The organism is Alphaproteobacteria bacterium (genome assembly GCA_040905865.1).
Classification (GTDB): domain Bacteria; phylum Pseudomonadota; class Alphaproteobacteria; order UBA8366.
Genome location: JBBDQU010000053.1, coordinates 1 through 19330 on the forward strand (window position 1 = coordinate 1; position 19330 = coordinate 19330).

The 19330-nt window shown below is 62.1% G+C and carries 16 protein-coding genes and 1 pseudogene; 9 read left to right on the top strand and 8 right to left on the bottom strand.

Annotation, left to right across the window (positions count from 1 at the left end; all coding sequences use genetic code 11):
* The first annotated feature begins 543 nt into the window (after nucleotides 1–543).
* Together WD767_11235 and WD767_11240 are read left to right on the top strand one after the other, a co-directional pair.
* The gene (locus WD767_11235) at nucleotides 544–1254 is read left to right on the top strand and encodes a haloacid dehalogenase type II (GenBank protein MEX2616661.1); all 711 of its coding nucleotides are present in this window, start codon (nucleotides 544–546) and stop codon (nucleotides 1252–1254) included.
* Between the two features lie 79 nt (nucleotides 1255–1333).
* Entirely contained in the window at nucleotides 1334–2182 is an 849-nt protein-coding gene (locus tag WD767_11240) for a hypothetical protein (GenBank protein ID MEX2616662.1), read from the top strand.
* Here WD767_11240 and WD767_11245 read toward each other — a convergent pair.
* Both WD767_11245 and WD767_11250 read right to left on the bottom strand, forming a co-directional pair.
* The gene (locus WD767_11245) at nucleotides 2179–3402 is read right to left on the bottom strand and encodes a CoA transferase (protein ID MEX2616663.1); all 1224 of its coding nucleotides are present in this window, start codon (nucleotides 3400–3402) and stop codon (nucleotides 2179–2181) included. The genes WD767_11240 and WD767_11245 overlap by 4 nt on opposite strands.
* A gap of 48 nt (nucleotides 3403–3450) precedes the next feature.
* Nucleotides 3451–3861 carry a hypothetical protein gene (locus tag WD767_11250; protein ID MEX2616664.1) on the bottom strand — a complete coding sequence of 137 codons (411 nt, stop codon included), beginning with the start codon at nucleotides 3859–3861 and terminating at the stop codon, nucleotides 3451–3453.
* Between the two features lie 282 nt (nucleotides 3862–4143).
* Here WD767_11250 and WD767_11255 point away from each other — a divergent pair, with 282 nt between their 5' ends.
* The 5 genes and pseudogenes from WD767_11255 (at nucleotide 4144) to WD767_11275 (ending at nucleotide 9919) form a co-directional block, all read left to right on the top strand.
* On the top strand, nucleotides 4144–4623 hold the full coding sequence (locus WD767_11255; protein ID MEX2616665.1) for an RT0821/Lpp0805 family surface protein: 480 nt from the start codon (nucleotides 4144–4146) through the stop codon (nucleotides 4621–4623).
* 172 nt (nucleotides 4624–4795) lie between these two features.
* Nucleotides 4796–4927, top strand: a pseudogene (locus tag WD767_11260) (hypothetical protein).
* A gap of 30 nt (nucleotides 4928–4957) precedes the next feature.
* Nucleotides 4958–6550, top strand: a complete 1593-nt coding sequence (locus tag WD767_11265) for an amidohydrolase family protein (protein ID MEX2616666.1) — start codon at nucleotides 4958–4960, stop codon at nucleotides 6548–6550.
* 210 nt (nucleotides 6551–6760) lie between these two features.
* The gene (locus tag WD767_11270; protein ID MEX2616667.1) at nucleotides 6761–8176 is read left to right on the top strand and encodes a CoA transferase; all 1416 of its coding nucleotides are present in this window, start codon (nucleotides 6761–6763) and stop codon (nucleotides 8174–8176) included.
* A 426-nt stretch (nucleotides 8177–8602) separates the two neighbouring features.
* Nucleotides 8603–9919, top strand: coding sequence for a hypothetical protein (locus tag WD767_11275; protein ID MEX2616668.1), 1317 nt, complete (start codon nucleotides 8603–8605; stop codon nucleotides 9917–9919).
* Nucleotides 9920–9929: 10 nt separating this feature from the next.
* On the opposite strand, the gene WD767_11280 is transcribed toward WD767_11275, so the two are convergent.
* Genes WD767_11280 through WD767_11290 form a run of 3 tightly spaced genes read right to left on the bottom strand, consistent with a single transcriptional unit; the run spans nucleotide 9930 to nucleotide 12671 of the window.
* Complete coding sequence (locus WD767_11280; protein MEX2616669.1) at nucleotides 9930–10247, bottom strand: hypothetical protein; 318 nt, start codon at nucleotides 10245–10247, stop codon at nucleotides 9930–9932.
* Nucleotides 10248–10252: 5 nt separating this feature from the next.
* Nucleotides 10253–11860, bottom strand: coding sequence for a sulfatase-like hydrolase/transferase (locus WD767_11285; protein ID MEX2616670.1), 1608 nt, complete (start codon nucleotides 11858–11860; stop codon nucleotides 10253–10255).
* Nucleotides 11835–12671 (bottom strand): VanZ family protein, encoded by an 837-nt coding sequence (locus WD767_11290; GenBank protein ID MEX2616671.1) that lies wholly within the window; start codon nucleotides 12669–12671, stop codon nucleotides 11835–11837. Before WD767_11290 ends, WD767_11285 begins: the two co-directional genes overlap by 26 nt.
* Nucleotides 12672–12845: 174 nt before the next feature.
* Between WD767_11290 and WD767_11295 the strand changes: the two genes are divergently transcribed.
* Nucleotides 12846–13823, top strand: coding sequence for a hypothetical protein (locus WD767_11295; GenBank protein MEX2616672.1), 978 nt, complete (start codon nucleotides 12846–12848; stop codon nucleotides 13821–13823).
* On the opposite strand, the gene WD767_11300 is transcribed toward WD767_11295, so the two are convergent.
* The 3 genes from WD767_11300 to WD767_11310 form a co-directional block, all read right to left on the bottom strand.
* Entirely contained in the window at nucleotides 13814–14560 is a 747-nt protein-coding gene (locus WD767_11300) for an alpha/beta hydrolase (protein MEX2616673.1), read from the bottom strand. The genes WD767_11295 and WD767_11300 overlap by 10 nt on opposite strands.
* Before the next feature lie 133 nt (nucleotides 14561–14693).
* Nucleotides 14694–15758 (bottom strand): autotransporter outer membrane beta-barrel domain-containing protein, encoded by a 1065-nt coding sequence (locus WD767_11305; GenBank protein ID MEX2616674.1) that lies wholly within the window; start codon nucleotides 15756–15758, stop codon nucleotides 14694–14696.
* A gap of 316 nt (nucleotides 15759–16074) precedes the next feature.
* The gene (locus WD767_11310; protein MEX2616675.1) at nucleotides 16075–18117 is read right to left on the bottom strand and encodes a hypothetical protein; all 2043 of its coding nucleotides are present in this window, start codon (nucleotides 18115–18117) and stop codon (nucleotides 16075–16077) included.
* A gap of 181 nt (nucleotides 18118–18298) precedes the next feature.
* Here WD767_11310 and WD767_11315 point away from each other — a divergent pair, with 181 nt between their 5' ends.
* Entirely contained in the window at nucleotides 18299–19321 is a 1023-nt protein-coding gene (locus tag WD767_11315; GenBank protein ID MEX2616676.1) for a glycosyltransferase family 2 protein, read from the top strand.
* The last annotated feature ends 9 nt before the right edge of the window (nucleotides 19322–19330 follow it).

Here is a 19330-nt window from a genome sequence, read left to right on the forward strand (position 1 = left end):
ACCCGGCATTCCGCGCCGAAATCCTCGCACGTTAACGATTCATGATTGTACCCTGACGGTCCGGCGCCTGCGGGATAAGCCGGGTAGTCATGACGCTTGCATATTTCCGGTAAAAAGTTTATATTCCTATACGGGTTTGAAATTGGCGTGCTCAACCGTCCACAGGGACAGGGGGGCGGCGCAGCCGGATCGTTGTTCCGGGCCGAAGCCTGCAGAAGCCGCCGATGCCAGCGACTCGATATTTTCCGGAGAGGCCGGTCCGTGGAAAAGCGGATTCTGCCAGGGTGGAAAGGTTTGCATCGCCATGGAGAACAGGCTGTCGACAGGAGAAAATGTTAACCGATGTTAAGCGATGTTAAGCGCAGGAAATTTTTTTGGCGTCCGGCATGGCGCTGGCCTACGCTCCCTCCCGGTGAGTGGCCGGAGGCCTGAAACGCCAAATACAAATAAATGCCAATAGAAAGCCGATCGAGACGATAGTTTTTGCCGGCGTGCCGTAATGCGCATCGCAGCGAAGACACGTTAACGGAGAAAGGGACAGTCATGGCCGCACCGGTAATCAGGGCGCTGATATTCGATGTATTCGGTTCAGTAGTAGACTGGCGCGCCAGCATCATTCGTGAAGGGCAGGCGGTCGGCAAACGCCATGGGGTCGATACGGACTGGGCGGCCTTTGCCGATGGCTGGCGCGGACTGTACCAGCCGGCGATGGCGCGCGTCCGCAATGGCGAGCGGGATTTCGTGAAACTGGACGTGCTGCATCGGGAAAATCTGGTCGACATGCTGGCGAAGACCGGCATTACCCAACTGGACGACGCCGCGATTGACGATTTCAATCACGCCTGGCACCGGCTCGACCCCTGGCCGGATTCGGTCGAGGGGCTGACGCGGTTGAAATCGAAGTACATCATCGCGACCCAGTCCAACGGGAATGTCGCGCTGATGGTCAATATGGCGAAACATGCGGGTCTGCCCTGGGACACGATCCTGGGCGCGGAGGTTGTCGGCTATTACAAACCGCAGCCCGAGGCCTATATCCGCGCCTGCGAAATGCTGGACCTGCCGCGCGACCAGGTGATGATGTCCGCGGCGCATAACGACGACCTGGCGGCGGCGAAGGCCTGCGGCTTGCGGACGGCGTTCTTCCCGCGCAAGGACCGGGGTCCGGACCAGACGGCGGGACTGACGCCGGAGCACGATTTCGACTATGTGGCCACCGACCTGATCGACCTGGCGCGGCAACTGGGCTGCTGAATACACGCTAATCGTGTTCGATGAACCGCATAATTGTGATATGCTGCCGGGGTAATACAGCCATTCTGGGAGAAAGCTCATGCGTCTCGGAGTATTTACTGCCGCGGCCGTTATCGGTATCGCGGGGCTGACCGGAACGCCACAGGCCGCGCCGCAGGTCCTGATGGTCGTGACACCCACCGAAGAACTGCCGCTGACCTGCGAGTCCGGACAATGTACGGCAGAGGTCGCGGCCATCTGCCTGCAGCCGGACCGGGCCAATCCGGAGCGCGGCAAGGGATACAGCGTCGCCGCCGGGCCCGATGGCCTGACGGGCGCCAAAAGCACCCGCAAGGACGACACAATGACCCTGATCGGCGAAACGGCCGGCGGGCGCCAAATCGTCCTGCCGGCCGACCGGTATCTGCGGGTGCTGGCGGAACGCGATCATTACGCGGTCACGCTGAGCGTCGATGAATCGGTCATGCGTCGCAACGGGCTGGCATCCCTGTCGGTTCGGATCACGGGCAATGTCCTGCTGTTTCCCGATGCGGAACCGCAGGACGACAACCCGCAGACCGAGGCGGACCGGAAGATCGCGCAGACGACCCAGCGCGGCGTCGCGGAAAAGATCCTCGGCCAGCGCGGCGATACGCTGGATGGCGCGAAAGTGGTGCGCACGGCGATCAACGCCCTGCCGCGCAACCGCCATACCACGGAAGGCGAACGCCGCGAGGCCCAGCGCCGCGCCCTGGAGGCCAGGGTATCGGCGGAGGCGAAAGCGCATGCGGAAAAAGCCTTCGACGCATGCGGCGGCGTAGCCGACAGCGCCGGCGGCGCCGGTTCAGATGCGCATTACGGCTACCGGCACTGTCTCGGCGTCATGCATGACGGGCTGATCGACGGGGTGAACCGCGAATACTGGGATGCGCTGAAGGCGGGCAGCTAACCCTTTTCCGGCCCGGCGACGATGCCGGCGTCGTGCAGCCGGCCGATCTGGCCGCTGTCGAGGCCGAGTTCGCCGGACAGGATCGCATCCGTATCCGCGCCCAGCCGCGGCGCGGGCTTCACCGGCGTCCGGGGCGCCGCGCCGAAATCCACCATCGGCCCGGCGGCGATATGCCGGCCGATGCCGGGCTGGTCGATTTCCTGGAACATCGGGTTTTCCGTCGACAGGCGCGGATCCTCGCCGACGGCCTGCGCGAAGCTTTGATAGGGCCCCCAGCAGGCGCCGACCGCGTTCATGGCCGTGCGGATCTGGTCCAGCGTCCGGGCGGCGAACCAGGGTTTGAGCAGGGCGGTGATGGTGTCGCGGGCCTCCCAGCGGGCTTCCTCGCGGTCCAGGTCCAGATCGAACAGTTCCGCGACCTTGGCCATGCGGGCCGCCAGCCCGGTGGCCTCCAGCAGGGCATGCCAGTGGCGGGTGGTGAAGGCGGTGATCATGACGCGGCGCCCGTCGGCCGTGGCGAAGTCGCAGCCATAGGTGCCGTAGACCTGGTTGCCGGTCGCGGGGCGGTCGTCGCCATTGATCTGCACCTCGGCGATATAGCCCAGATGGCTCAGCGTCGAGAAGGCGGCGTCGGACAGCGCATGGGCGATGTACTGGCCCTGTCCTGTATCCCGGCGCATCCGTTCGGCGGCGAGGATCGCGGTCACCGCGCTCAGCCCGGCGACGACGTCCCAGACCGGCATGACGTGGTTGACCGGGCCGGCATGGCCGGCGGGGCCGGTCACCAGCGGGAAGCCGGCGGCGGCGTTGACGGTATAGTCGAGCGCGACCGAGCCGTCCCGGTTGCCGGTGATGCCGAGCATGATGAGGTCCTCGCGCCGGGCTTTCAGCCCGTCAAAGGCGAGCCAGCCGCGCGCCGGCAGGTTGGTGAGGACGATGCCGGCGCCGGGGCCGGGACGGGTCATCAGCGCATGCGCCAGCTCCCGGCCTTCCGGATCGCGGGCGTTGAGCATGATCGAGCGTTTGCCCTTGTTCAGCCCGGCCCAGTACAGGCTGTTGCCGTCCCGTGTGATCGGCCAGCGCTTGTGGTCGAGCCCGCCGCCGACGGGGTCGATACGGATCACATCCGCGCCCAGCTGCGCAAGGGTCAGCCCCGCATAGGGGGCGGCGATGAAGGCGGATGCCTCGACAACCCGAAGGCCTTTGATGATGTCGGTCATGGCGTCACTTTTGATATGGAGGGAAGATTGCGGCGGGGTGAGCGTGAGTCACCGGTCTTCGGGCGGGGGACCGATTTCATCGATTGTCCGGGTTGTCCGGTGGATGCCGTCGACGGCCTGGTCAAAGAAACAGTCGAGCCGCTGGCGCATGGCGGCCGAAAGCGACAGCAGTTTGGAACGCGCGTCTTCCGGGTTGTCGGATTCGATGAGGAAGCCCCGTTTCAGGGAGGATTCGACGTATTTGCTGGCCGTGTGGGCGCTCTTGATCGCCTTCATATAGCGCAGCGCATCCGTTTTTCGGACCGGTTTGTCGGATCGCCAGATTTCTGTCAGCAGATCCCAGTACGCGGCGGAGTAGAAGTCGGTGTCGCCCTGGAATATCTCGACCCAGCATCGACCGATGCTGTCCGTCATTTCCAGATACTGCTTGTGTTGCGCGCGCGTGTATTTTGCCGTCATGCCGCCCCTGTCCCGCTACCCGTGTCGTAATAACACCGATTCCTGCCTGTTTTGCACCCTTTTCGAAGTACCTTGCATCAAAACCCTCTATCGGAATCCGCCAGTGCCACAAACCGACCGAATTGCGACAGGAATCAGGAAAAATAACCATCTGTTATCGTTTGAATAAATGATCAGGTCCACAAAAAACAACTCTTTATGCAAAAAAAATTGACGGTAATAATGCATTCAAATACAATTATCGGATTGCGGCGGACCCGTAACGGCCTTCAGGAGAAGGACATGTCAATCAATCGAATTTCGAAAGTGGCGCTGGCCTGTGCAATAGTCCTGTCTCTCGGGGCCTGCCAGACTGCCGGCGGACAGAAGCAGGCTGGCGGAACGCTTCTTGGCGCCGGCCTGGGCGCGCTTGCCGGATCGCAGATCGGTTCCGGGCGCGGGCAACTTGTTTCGGTTGCCCTCGGCACACTGGGTGGCGCATTCCTGGGAAATTCGGTCGGAAAGTCACTGGACCGGGCGGATCGGGCCTATGCCGGTCAGGCAGTGCAGTCGGCGCAGTCGGCGCCGATCGGCCAGCCCGTCGTCTGGCACAATCCGGACACCGGCAACCAGGGCAGCGTCGTGGCCGTGCGCGAAGGCACCCATACCGCAACCGGCGCCTATTGCCGCGAATACCAGCAGACCGTATCCGTCGGCGGACGGATGGAAGAGGCTTATGGCACGGCGTGCCGCCAACCCGATGGCAGCTGGAAAATCCTATAGATCAAACACGTGAATCCGGTTTATCTTATTGATAGATATGGCATATTTACAGGTTTGAATGGAACCGCAACCGGTTCCATTCAAACCTGATGTGCTATAAGCGCCAATCTGGCTGACAAGGCTGGTGACCTGTCCTCCGGAATGGGGTTAAGATCGATTCCGCCAAGGTGTCTTCGTGGCAGCCCGTCGGGAGGAAGCGATTATGAGTCTGGATTTGATTATCAGGAATGGCACGGTTATCGATGGCTCCGGCCAGTCGCGGTATCGGGCGGATATCGGTATCAGGGATGGAAAGATTGTCGAGATCGGTCGTATTCGCGCAGCCGCGGATCGTGTGATCGATGCGGACGGATTGATCGTCGCGCCGGGCTTCATCGACGGCCACACCCACATGGATGCGCAGGTCGCCTGGGATCCGCTGGGCAGTTGCTCGTGCTGGCACGGGGTGACCAGTGTGGTGATGGGCAATTGCGGCTTCGCGCTCGCGCCCTGCCGGGAAAAAGACCGCGAATGGTATGCGAAATGCCTTGAAGCGGTGGAGGATATCCCGGCGGAAGCGGTCATGGCCGGCATCAACTGGACCTGGGAGACCTATCCCGAATATCTGCAGATGGTGGACACGGTGCCGAAAGCGCTCAATTACGGCGCCTATATCGGTCATTCGGCGTTGCGCATGTATGTCATGGGCGAGCGCGCGATGCATGAAAAAGCGACCGAGGACGACCTGAAGCAGATGACGGCGCGGGTTTCCGAGGCAATCCGCGCCGGCGCGTTCGGGTTTTCGACATCGCGGGCATCGACCCATTTCGCGCCGGACGGTTCGCCGGTTGCCAGCCGCATCGGCGACTGGAACGAAATCCACCAGCTGACGACGGCGATGACGGATCTGAACGCCGGCATCTTCCAGATCGGCCCGGACGTTGCCTCCGGGGAGGCGCAGCGCGCCTGCCTCGACGAATTGCGGCGGGTCGCGTTGGCAAGCGGCCGGCCGGTCATGTTCGGAACGATATCGACCCGACAGGGCGTCGACCCGAACCCGTGGCAGTATCAGACCCGGTATATCGACGATACGGTTGCCGCTGGCGGCCGCATGTACGGGCAATCGACGACGCGGTCGATCAACGCGCTGTTCTCGCTGAAATCCTACCTGCCGTTCGATGTCCTGCCGAACTGGGCCGACGTCCGCTCGCGGCCGATCGACGAACAGAAACAGATGATGCGGGACCCGGAAATCAGGGCACGGCTGGTCGCCGACGAAGCCGGGATGAAGCCGCGCGACAGCGAGTTCCAGGGCGGCGGCATGGCGACGACGGATCCGAAGAAGCCGGATTACACCAATCTGTTCGCGATGAAGGATACACGGTGGGAGGATCCCACCATCGCCGAACTGTCGCAGGAAAGCGGGAAACATCCGGTCGAGGTTGTCCTGGACCTGATGCTGGCGAACGAGGACCAGATTTTCGTCCAGCCCATCGTGAACGAACGGCCCGAAGACGTGCTGGGTATGCTGAAACACCCGCGCACCTTGGCGACGTTCTCCGATTCCGGGGCCCATGTATGCCAGGAAATGGGATCGTCGCTGCAAACGCATATGCTGGCCTACTGGGTTCGGGACAAGCAGGCGTTTACGCTGGAGGAAGCCATCCGCATGATGACCTTCGAGAACGCCTCGGCCTGGGAAATGCCCAACCGGGGGCTGTTGCGCACGGGATATGCCGCCGATATCGTCATATTCGACGCAGACAACGTCCGGCCGCTCATGCCGACGGTGCAGCGGGACCTTCCCGGCGGTGCGCGCCGTTTCGTGCAGAAGGCGGACGGTATCGTGGCAACGATCGTTAACGGCGTGGTTGCATTCGAAAACGGCGTCTCCACGGGACAATTCGCCGGTCAGCTGATGCGCGGACCGCTTGCCGCGGCATCGTGACGTGAAATTATAGCAACATCAGGGTTAGATGGAACCGCAACAGGTTCCATCCAACCTTGTGAAGCTGGTCTAACAGGGCCGGTCCAGGCGGCATTTACCTCATGCAGGGGCGCGGAGACCGGAAGGCCGGCGGATCGCCGGCGCGGCGTGCTCTTGGCGGAAGGTCGCCGTTGGATTAGCCTTGCCTTTTCGGTGGACGGAGACTGGGCGATGAACGATATGAGCGGGTCCGAAGCCGGCATGGCCCGGCAGGCGCTTGGTCAGATACTTGATATTGTCGGCTGGAACCGCATACCGTCCGGACATCTGAAAATTTCCGGTAGCGATCCGATCCTGCCGTCCAATTTCCGGATTGGAGCGGCAGGGGCGGCGACGATCGGCGCGACGGGGCTGGCCGCGGCGGATCTGTGGGAAATGCGCACCGGGCGCCGGCAGGATGTTTCCATCGATGTCCGGACCGCCGCCATGGCGATGCGAAGCCAGTTATACGTGCACATCGTCAACACGCCGAAACCGCCCTCCTGGGATGCGCTCTCCGGCTATTACCGGACCCGCGACAGCCGCTGGGTTCAACTGCACTGCAATTTCCCGCACCACCGTGCCGGGGCGATCCGGGTTCTCGGTTGCGCCGACGAACGGGATTCCGCCGCCGCCGCTGTCGCGAAATGGGACGCGCAGGAACTCGAGGATACATTTGTCGCCGAAGGACTCTGCGCGGTCATGGCCCGCGATAATGCGGAATGGGCGCAGCATCCCCAGGGGGAGGTTGTGGCCGGGCTGCCGCTGCTTGAGGTAATCAGGATCGGCGACAGTGACCCGGAGCCATTGGGGCCGGGCGACCGCCCGCTTTCAGGTATCCGCGCGCTGGACCTGACCCGCGTTCTGGCGGGGCCAACCTGCGGACGCACGCTGGCGGAACATGGCGCCGATGTGATGCGGATCAGCGGCCCCCATTTGCCGTACCATGCCGGTTCCGTGCTCGATACCGGTCACGGAAAGCTGACGACGTTTCTGGACCTGCGCGATGCCGGCGACATGGCGACCCTGAAAAAACTTGTTGGCGAAAGTGATATCTTTACCCAGGCCTACCGTCCGGGTTCGCTGAACGCGCGCGGCCTGTCACCCGAGGAGCTTGCCGAATTGCGGCCGGGAATCATTTACGTGTCCCTGTGCGCCTATGGCCATGAGGGCCCCTGGCACGCGCGGCGCGGCTACGACACGCTGGTGCAAACCGCAACCGGCATCGCACTGGAAGAAGGCGACGGCGGGCCGCCGCGGCACACGCCGGTCTCGCTACTGGACTACGCGACCGGATATCTGGCTGCCTTCGGTGCCATGACGGCATTGTCGCGGCGCGCGCGCGAAGGAGGCAGTTATCTGGTGCGGTTGTCGCTGTGCCAGACGGCGCACTGGTTCAAGGAACTGGGCCGGATCCCGGCATCGGTAAACGCCCGGAATCTGCCGGACCCGGAACTGGCGGATGTTGCGGACCTTACGACCGAATCCGTCGGGCCGTTCGGCCGGGTCGTCCACCTCGCGCCGGCGATCAGGATGGCGGAAACGCCGGCGCGCTGGGCGCGTCCCGTGTCGCCCATAGGCTGCCACAGCCCGATCTGGCCCGAATGAGAATCGTCGCCCAGTGTGACACATGGTACTGCACCCGTATTTCGGATTGGCATATCGGGCTTGATTGCCGCATTGATAATGCCATCCACAGGGGAGTTACAGGTACTTGATTTGCAATCGCGCCGGTCACATTTCAACACGCAGATACGCCTGAATATTTGAAAGGATTGGTTAATGCGCATTATTTTCGCGATGTTCGCCGTTCTGATGCTTGCCGGCGCCTGTGCTTCGGACAATTCATCGAGTATGGCCAGGAACGATCCCGCGGGTCAAATCCATGGCCATGGGATGATAACGGGCGCCAATATTCTCGTCCCGGGGACCACGACGACGATTCATTAGTCCTGCGTCGATGCAATGGGCGCCAAGGCTGTTGACCGGGGGCCGGGCGCCGCTTAACCCGTTGTCATGGGAATAGTCTGGATCGTGGCGATAGCCGTTGCCGCCCTGCTTGCAGGGAACCCGGCCACATGGCATGAAGACCCGGACATCGGCGCGGTTCAGTCCATGTATCGGGACGGCGTACCGCATACCGACCGCCGCGGACGCCCGCTGAACGCTTTTGACCCGGACCGGTCGTTTTTTCCAATCGGTATTTACCACGGCGTCGCGGGGGATTTTCGCGGCCGACAATACGACCTGTCCGTGGCGCGCGAAGCCGGTTTCAACGCCGTGCATATGTGGGAGGGCCAGTCGCTGGAAACCGCCCTCGCTGCCGCGGCGGAGCACGGATTGCAGCTTGTCTATCACTACCCGAAGGATGCTGAAGTCCGGCGCTGGCGCGATCATCCGGGTCTGCTGGCCTGGTATCTGGACGAAGACCCGTCGATCCGCGTGTGGGATCCGGAATGGGACCGGCGGCTGGGGGCGTTTCAGACCCGCAAGGCAATGCTTCACGAGATGGACCCCGGCAGGCCTGTCCTGGCGCTGGATGGCCCGTTCATCGATCCGCCACACCGCGAGCGATGGTTGGCCTGGAACGCGGCGGGTGACATTTCCGCGCACTGGAATTATCCGATCCGGACCGGCGGCGTCACATCCCTGACCGGCCGGCGCGGGATTCCGGAAAGCGTAACCACGGCGGTCCGCCTGAACGGTGAGAAAAAGCCGGTCTGGCTGGTGATCCAGGCTTTTGGAAGCGAGCACCTGGGATGGCGGATGCCGTCCTCCAAGGAATTGCGTGCGATGGTGTTTGCCGGCCTCGTGCATGGGGCGACGGGCATCTTTTATTTTGCCCTCGACAGTTTCGTGACCCGGGATGGGCAGGTGGCCGGCGTCGCGCCCTGGGCCGAGGAAACCTATGGCCCCTCACCGGATTATGACGGGGACGGGCGATATCCGCTCGTGGTGTCTTCGGGCGACGCCGATGCCAGCCGCGCGTTATGGCGGACGATCGCCGCGCTGAATCGGGAAATCGCCGAACTGGCGCCAGCCCTGCTGTCGCCGACCGCGCGTCTGGATCATTCGGTTCGCGTGAATCGTGAAGGCGCGCCGGTGCGAACGCTGCTGAAACGGCGCGGCGATGAATTGACGCTGATCGCCGTGAATGTCGAACCGGCGCCCGTCGAGCTGGAAGTCGGCTTTGAAGCCGGCACCCTGCCGTCGGCGCTGTCTGCCGGCACCCTGCCGTCGGCGCTGTCTGCCGGCAGTCCGGGGCGGATGTCGGCAGACAGCGGGGTGCTGCGCGACCGTCTGGAAGGCTTTGACGCCAGGGTCTATCGGCTGCGGCTGCGCCGGCCTTAGTGCCCGCCACTCATTGTCCCCAGCGGCGCCCCTCTTTTCGTCCATGCCGGTCATAATGTTCCCGGGCGCCGAGAATGCCCATCTTCCCGTTCCGGCCAAAATAACTGTCCGCGGCGACATCGGGATTACGCAGCCAGTATGCCTCGGCGAGCATCCGGATCTCTTCTGAACTGTGCTGCGATGTCGCGTAATGGGCCAGCAGGTCCTGTTGCGCACGGAAATCCGGATTCATGACCGGCGAATGGTAAATTCCGTAGCCGTAAACCGCGAAGGCGACCGTCAGGCCGAGGATCGCCAGTGCATAGCGGCGGCTTTTGGAAAAGGTCACGATCGTTACTCCCGAACCCGGATTGTCAGCCACGGGGTCCAGACGTCGCCCTGGCCCGCGGGGCCGAGTCGCAGGCGGAATACGCCATACGGCACGATGTAGCGGTTCCAGTATTCCCGGCTGATCGGGCCGAAATCATGGGTCAGGCCGGTGACAGCGATTTCACCTTCGAGAGCCAGGGCGCCTTCACCTGCACGGTACTGCATACGGTAATCGGCATTTTCCGGTCCGCGCCAGCGAAGCTGCAGCGGCGAGGGCAGGTCGGTATAGGATACGGACGCGCTGGATGGCGGGAATATCCATTGGGGTGGTTCAATTGCCGTACCATCGGTCGTGTTCGACTTGTTTGTCCGGGCAATCCGCAGCGCGACGATATCCGGCATAAGCGATTGCATCATGTCCCGGACGCGGCCGGGTTCCGCCGCCGCCAGATCGTTGCGTTCGCCGGGGTCATTGGAGAGATCGTACAGCGACGTTCGGATAATCGTGGCGGGCGTTTCGAAGTCGACATGCAGTTTCCAGTCGCCCTCGACGCGCGCGGCGACAAAACGGGTGACACGATCCGGGTCCGGTTCAGCGAATCCGGCGCGGCTGGTAACTGCGTTCCATGCCCGTTTCTCCGGCAGGGAAAACATATCGCCTCCGTCGAGCGGCATCGGAGAGTCCCGCTGTAGCCGCGCCAGTATCGTCGGCATGATATCGAGATGGCTGGTTGGCGCGTCAATCACCCGGGGCGGGTCCGGCGAAACCGACGGCGGAAGCCAGACGAAAAGCGGTACATGGGTAATTTCGTCATGCAGATGCCCGGTCCGCGTGGTCGATGCGTGGCCGACCGATCCGCGTTCGAGGAGTTCCTCGCCGTGGTCGGTTGTGACAATCAGGATCGTCCGGTCGCGTAATCCGCTGGCGTTGAAGAAGGTCCAGAATTCGCCAAACCAGGTATCGAAGGTTTTGAACTGCGCGCGGTAAAGCGGCTCGATCCAGCGAATGTCTTCGGGGGAAAACGCCACGGAATCATGCGGTATGGCGGGACTTTCCTGCACGATGGTCATACGGGCGGCGGTCGCTGCATCACCGGGAGTCGCGACATCGGCGAAGGGCTCATAGGGCAGGTGGGTTTCCAGGTAATGATACCAGAGGAATAAGGGCCTGGACGTGCGGGCTTCCGCGGCGAGCCAGGGGATCATCGCCGTTCCGGGCTCGACCTCCAGGCCCAGGTTCCGGAAACCGTCGATCAGCATGAAGGGCTGGATGCCTGCCACGCGCCACCCGGCCTCGGCCAGCTGGTCGAGCGGGGTGTCCCAGGCAGCGGGAATCGACGAATCCCGGCTGTGTATGCCATGCCGAAACGCGGACAGGCCGGTCAGGATCGATACGATATTCGCGCCGGTCCATGCCGAAGCGGCGCGATGCCGGGTGAACCGGGTTCCCTGCTCCGCCGCCCGCCACAGGTTCGGGGTCGTTTCGGTGGAGAAAGCCGCGTAACGCGCACTTTCGACGGTCAGCACGACAACATGATAGCGCGCCGCCCTGTGCATTTCCCAAAGGGCCACGGCAAGCCCGGCCGAAAGCGCAATCAGTGCGAGGCTAATGAAAACGGAGCGTCGGTACATGGCTTGCGAGCGGATACAGCAATAGGGAGAAAGCGGCAAAGGCGAAGACGCGGAAGGAAAGCGATCCGGCGAAACTGGCCGGCGCCAGCAGGGCGGTGCACAGACCGGCGGCGAGCAGGGGAAGTGCTGTCCAGGCGGGAATGAACTGGTCGCGATACCCTTCGAGGGGCAGCACAAGGAGCCCGGCGCCAGCGACAATCGTCAGGATCGCGATGGTTCCCGACCGGTCCGGGTGCGCTGCCGAGGCGCCGGAAGGGTCCTTTCCCGGCGGCACAAAGGCGCCGGCAATCAGGGCGCCGGAAACGGCGCCAAGGATGTTGATGCCGATATCGCGAACGCCGAATGTCCGGTCCGGATGGAAGCCCTGCAGGAGTTCATCATGAATGCCGTAAAGCGTCCCCATGACAGCCGCGGCAAGGCACAGATAACGTCCGCGCGGAAGGTCGCGCGAAAGGGCACTATATAGGAGGAGAGCCAGAACCAGGTATTGCGCGACATGTATTCGCTTCGCCGGGAATTCGGGGTCGGTTGACAGCAGCGCCACAATTGCGACGGCCGCACCCAGGACAAAAAAGCGCCAATCGAAGACGGGTTTCCTGAATTTGGCGGCAAGGATGGATAGCAGGACAGCGGCGAGCGCCAGATAGGGCAGGTAGGCGGCCGTTTCGCGCCCGACCCACTGTCCAAGCCACGACCAGACGGCGAACGAACTCGCGTAGGCGGTAACCAGCGCCACGCATAATAAATGCCATGCCAGCGCGGCGCGGCGGTGCGAAAAAAGCCCTTCTTCGCCGAATGTGAATCGGTCCATGATGACGATATTCCTGAGCCGCCAACCGGCGCGACATGTCTTGCCGATGCGCGTCAGAATACAGGAAGGCGCCTGCATGGCGAAATGAAGTCGCGAGTGACCAGGATTACCGGAACCTTCTCCATATACAATGGCGGTTGGCCGGCGATTAACGGCAGGTGTGACTAAGGCGCAATGACAGCATCCAACAATCCGCCACGCTCCCGGCGCAATACGAAACTTCGGACCGGACTTACGATTGTTTCGATCATCGTTGTTGGCGCCGGCATTGGCTGGGCTGCGGCAAAGTACCTGACCTCCCCGGGACTTGAACCGGAATCCGCCGCGCTTGTGCTGCCCCGGCGTGAAGCCGTTGTTCCCGCGGTTCCGGCGGACATGGCGGCGAAAGAAGATGCGGGCGCCTCAAAGCAGCCGGAACAGGCCCCCGCTGTAATGCTCGTCGGCTCCTACGGACAGGAGCAATCCTACCCGATTGATGAATGGACGCTGGGGACGGCGCCGTCAGGATTTATTGACAGCGCCAGTGTGAACGGGCGAGCGCTTGGGCCGGAGGCGGGCATGCCGCCGCTGCGGGGCCGTGATGTTCTGGAACTCTCCGGATGGGCGGGCGATGTTTCGATCGGATTGCGGTATCCGTATGTTCTGATCAGCGCCTGTGGCCGGATCCTGGCGCATGCCGCCGTGAACCTGCAACGCCCGGACGTCGCGAACGCCGTGCATGAAAACCTCCGCCTCTCGGGCTGGCGGGTGACGATTGCCGCCGCGCATCTGCCGCAATGCAAGGGCGGGGCGCTGCGCGCCTGGGGTGTTGCTCCGGGAGATCGAAAGCTGCTTCTCCCGCTGAACCGGCATGTCGCCCTGAGTGACACGGCGATTGAGCTGGACAGGGACGCGCGATTCGCTGCGGCCGAACCGCCGCTGCACGCTGCCGATATGCCGCCGATTGCACCCGTTATCCTGAATGTCCGGGCAAAAGTCCTGAACATGCGGCGCTGCGCCAAGGCTGAATGCGCCGTTACCGGCCAGTTGGCCCAGGGAACGTGGAACGTTCTGGAACTCGGCGGGACCGTGGATTGGATGCTTGTCGCGCTGCCGGGGCGCGCGGGCTGGATTTCCAGGCAAGACGCGGAAATCACCCAAAATCAGCGATAGACGTAGCCGCGCAGCAGCGCCGCCCATTTTTCCGTCCAGCAGCAATCGTGGTCCGCACCCGGCACGTTTATGACAGTAATGCGGGAAGTGTCGCCCGACCGGTCGAGGAACGACCCGGAAATGGCGGCCGGCACCACATCGTCATCGCTACCGACGAAATGTACCTGGGGAATGGCAGATACTGCCTGCGCCACATCGACAGCATCCAGTGACCCGAATAGCGGCGTATCGCGATGCAGCCTTGTCCAGGCGCCGTGATCCAGGTTGCCGGCAACCGTGACGACGCGCGTGACATCACGGCGCTGCCCGGCGACAAGGACGGCCAGGTTGCCGCCGCCGGAGTAGCCGAAAAGGGAAATTTGCCGCGCGCCGGATTCACGCTTGGCCTGGTCAATCGCCGCATTGAGCGAGTCGACGACTTCCGGCGCATACCGGTGGGATGTCCAGTACGCAGGGTCGCAGCGCGTCAGTTCCGCCTGCGTCGCGTACTGGCAGGGACGCGCGAGATAGAGCCGGTTGGGGGTAGGGTCCTGAACGGCCAGTTGCAGGGTCAACGGTGTATCGGGGGTCGGGTCGCTGGACCGGATACTGCGGGAGACCCAGGCAACGCCATCTCCTTCGATATAAACGGCCAGGTCGGGCTGGTTTTTGTTATAGGCCGGATGGAAGGTCCTGAGCACAAACTGGCCGGCGACAATTTGTGCCGGTCGCCAGCCGTGATCATTCGCGACCGCCATGGCCCGTTCCTCGCGGCTTTGCAGAAGAGCAACCGAGTTGCAGGCGTTGAGGGAAAGCAGGAGCCCGACGCAAAGTAAAAGGGCTGCCGAATTCACGACAGCCCTAATCCTGTTACGCATCTTGCGAAGGTGACTAGAACTTTACGCGTACCCGGCCGCTGACGGAGTAGAGACTCAAGTCGTCGCGACCTTCGGTGGAGGTTGCGGTAAGCGTGCCGCTGACCGAGTCGGAGATGTCGAAATTCACGCCACCGCCGACCACGTAGCCGGTCGTATCTTCAGACGGGCTGGCTAGGCCGCCGCCGAGCACCGGCGTGCTGGGCGCCCAGAACTCGTGCTGGACCTGTGCCGTCAGGAAGGGCTGAACCTTGCCGAAGTCGTAACCGACAGTGCCGCCGAGCCGTCCCTGGCCGATCGAAATATCGTTTTCGCCAACGAAGGTCCCGTTGGATTCGGTGTAGGAATCCTGACTTTCATTGATGTAGAGGAAGCCGACCGAACCGTTCATGAACACCTTGTTAACCGAGTGGCCGATGTTCAGGTTACCGCCGGCGGTATAGCGCCGGGCGTCGAACTGGCCGGTCACCGTGCCGTTCGTGCGGGTCGTGTCCGTATCAAGCCGGGTGTAGCTGCCGTTGACGTCCGCGGAAATATTTTTGGTCAGCTTGAACACCGCGTACGGCGCCACGCCAACACCTGACGTTTCGATTGTACCTGTATTGAAGGTCGTGTCGATGTCGACATCTTCGTAGCTCAGCGCGACACCGGCAACGACCCGCTCCGTCAGGCGATAATCCACACCGCCGACAAATGCGGCAACGTCACCATCGAACGCGGTATTGATGAAATCGTTTTCGATATCGGAGTAACTGCCAAGCAGCCAGACGCCCATTTTCTTTTCGCCGGCGCCTGCGGACCGCCCGCGATTGCCGCCTTCGAAATAGCGCGTGACCGGCAGAGCGGATGTTGACGTGCCAGACGGGCCGAAAAGTCCGCCGCCGCCAGCATCACCTGTGAAGCCGCCGCCGCCGATGCCGGATGCCAGCGTCGACGCGACCTGCGACGTTACCTGCTGGCTGATCTGGGCGCCGACAACCTCGCCTGCCGGTTCGTCATACTGCGCGGATGCCGAAAAGGCTGACGCAGCCAGTATCGCAATGCCCAAAGCCGTTCTTTTGAAAAGCTGCGTAACCGTCATCGTGCTGCGTCCTTCAAATACCGATACTTCACAAATTGAGATGCTTCATTGATGTAACCTAAGGCGCGGGCGACGCATCTTATCCGGATATTTGACATCAACCGTTTAACAAGTCCCTAAAACACATCAATGACGAAGGCAGAAAATTGCCGAACGTAGGAATTTTTAACAAATGTCTCCGACCCTGAGAAGCGCTTTTCGCCTATTGAAGGGCGTTTTCGCTGCATGGAATACCCGTTTAATTGCCGGTGTGATAATTCTGCAACGTCACGGATTGTTTACATCGGACTATGGCATATCCAGACCTGGGTCTGACCTAGCGACGCCTGACCGACGCTGCCTCTGACAGAATTCTCGACTTGATTTCAGGCGGAATGCGGAACCATTTTTCAATGCCGTTTTTCAGGCCGGAATCAAGCAGTAACAATGACTTGATTCTATTTTCCGGATTCCCCTGCTGATGGAGGGCCAGTCCTTTGAACCACAAGGCGATGGCGTTTTCGGGGTCCCGCGCGAGGACCGTATCGGTTAATGCGAATATTGTAGAATACTGGTTTCGCGCGAGGCTCCATGACAAGTAGGGATAAAGTAGATCCGACCGTTCCGGTTCCAGCGGTAAAAAGATAGCGACCTGTTCTTCCCAGTCTTCCAGATAACCGGCGAATCGCTCGCGATACGGTGCAAATTTCTCGTTGAATGCCAGTTGCGAGCGGAACAGAAGGCCGGCGCGCAACAGGCCGCGGGATCCGTTCCGCGCGCCACGAATGGTTGCGGCGCATGTCAGGTGGTCTAACCGGTCAATATCAGACGGCTGGAGGTTCCGCGCCGCTGGCGGCGCGACAATCAGGTCGTACGACCGTAAAAACTGCAGTGTCAGACCGCTATCGCCGCGCCAGGCGTCGGAAGGGAATAAGTCGCAATCGCGCCGTTCCGTATCCCTGGCATCATGCGCCGCCTGGTATGGCATCGTTCTGTCGAATCGAAAGGATCGCCACGAAAAATCCGCCAGCAACACCGCGGCGCCTATCTGCGCGGACGCGATGGCCCCCAGACTGACGACAGTAATCGCAGGGAAAAGGCGACCGGCCATTTCCGGACGCGCGGGGCCTGTCAGCAACGCCACCGCCAGTACCGATACCGGAATGGTTCCGGGCATCTGGAACCAGAAGGAGACGATACAGACATATCCGATAGCGTAGGCGGTCGCCACGTGCAGGTGCTCCTTGCGGCAGACCAGCGGCAGCACGGCGCTATAGACCACGACGCCGACCGCACCCGGCAAGCCGGCGGATAACAGCGCTTCCAGCACCAGATTATGGCTGTGAAACGTGTCGCGCCAGACAGCATCCCAGCTTCTGTCCCAGAGGATGGCGCTGCTTGTCGCGAGGGATTCGCCGAAATACTGCTGCGAATGTCCCCATCCCTTTCCATGCAGGAGTACGGCAGGATTGCGCTCTATAAAGTTGTAGAAAACGTCATTGATCAGCGCCCGCGACCGGATGGATTGCATGAATCCAAGTGATCCGAGCCAGCTGATGCAGAACGGCGCGGCGCAGGCGACCGCGGCGGTGAACGCGGCGGCGAGACGTCGAACCGCGCCCGTCCGTACTGCGTTGCCGGGTCGTAATGTCAGATACACCAGGGCGCCGGCCGGGCCGCTTAACGCCAGGAGGACGAGGATTGCGGTATAATTCTGCGATACCGCAATGGCGGGCAGACCCGCGACCATTGCCAGCACGATCCGCGCCCGTGTTTTCGGAAACCGGTGCGCGAGGGCAACCGGTACGGCGACGGCGGCGGCGATTCCCAGGAACGCGAGATAATCGGTGAACCATATGGCGCGGGAAGCCGGAAACGCCGCGAGTCCGGGCAGGACCACCGCCGCTGCAAGTGTCGCCAGGCCGAGAATTTCGGTGATGCGGGCCGATTGCCTGACGAATCGGACCCCTGCGATAAAGACCGCTGTATCGAGCCATAACAGCGCGCCGTCCGCGAGCTGCGGCGAGCCGACAATCGACAGCAGAGGATACCGTGCCATGGGAGACACAGCGATGCTCCAGGCCGCGATCGCCAGCGCGATCAGGACAATCGGATGCCGGATGCTCGCCAGGGCGCGAGACGGCGTCCGCGCCGCCGCGGTTCCCAGCCCGATGGCGCAGAGAACCGCACCGCAATGAAGAAGAATGATGGTCGGTTCTACCCTGGGCCAAACGCCCAGTGACCAGGGCAGGTGCGCGGCAAAGGGCGATAACAGGGCAATCAGGATCCCGGCGGCCGTCATCCGGCACGCCATGGCGTGCGCCGGTTCGGCAGGAAATTCAGCGTCGCCCCGGGAATCCGCTCTGGTCAGTGTCGACATCCTGCGCGTTTCATTCAGTGCTCCTGTTGACGGCGCGCCGCATCGCTAATTCGCAAATCGGGCATCTGCAATTGTATTACCTTATTTTCCGGACGATTTCGTGCAGGTACTTTATGCTTCGTCCGATTCGTCTCTAAACGGGTCGCAGGAAGCGCCGAGACGGTTTGCCATGGGTAATGTTGTGAAACAAGGTTCGGGAAATCCAGCGGCGAAGTCCCGGCAAGGTGCATCCAGGGACGACGTAACGTCTGTCATCGTCGTGAATTTCAATGCCGGGCAATATCTCTGCGCTGCGGTGGAAAGCGTCCTCGCCCAGGAGACGCCGGTCGAAATCATTGTGGTCGATAATCGTTCGACCGATGGCAGTGTGGAAAACCTGACGGCGCAGATTGTCGACCGACGCCTGCATGTCATACGCCTGGAACGGAATTTCGGTTTCGCGCATGCGTGCAATGCCGGTATTGCGAAGGCAACGGGATCAACCTTTCTGATGTTCAATCCCGATTGCCGGATGGCGCATGGCGCCCTGCAGACCCTCAGGCTGGCGCTGTCCGCCGGCGACAAGCTGGGCATGGCCGGCCCCCTGCTGGTCAACCCGGATGGGACGGAGCAGCGCGGCGGCCGGCGCGACATACCCAATCCATGGCAGATTTTCTGCATGACGCTTCAGCTTCACCGGCTGATGCCGAATCATCCGCGCTTTCGCAGTATCAATCAGCATGACCAGCCGATTCCGGATCAGCCGGTGTCGGTGCAGGCGATTTCGGGCGCGTGTATGCTGGTAAAGCGTTCCGCCGTCGAAAAGGTCGGGACGCTGGACCGGGCATTCTTCATGCATTTCGAGGACCTCGACTGGTGCCTGCGGTTTTCGCAGGCGGGATTCGGTATCGTATTCGTGCCGCAGGCCGTGGTCGAACACACGCAGGGTGTCTGCAGCCGGGGACGGGTCCGGCGGGTTGCGTATCACAAGCACCGGTCGCTTCTGACTTTCCTCGACAAGCATTTTACGCAATTCTATCCGACGCTGTTCATGGCGCTGGTTTCCTGCGCGGTGACGATACGATTCTTTCTGGTCGCCCTGACGTCCCTGTTCAATACCCGGACGCTGACCCGCGATCCCTGGGACAGTCCGGTGCGATTGTCCGGCACGCCGGGTGAGAAACGGGACGGCAGGAAACCCGGGGAACGGGAATCGGTTCAGTGAATGCGACAG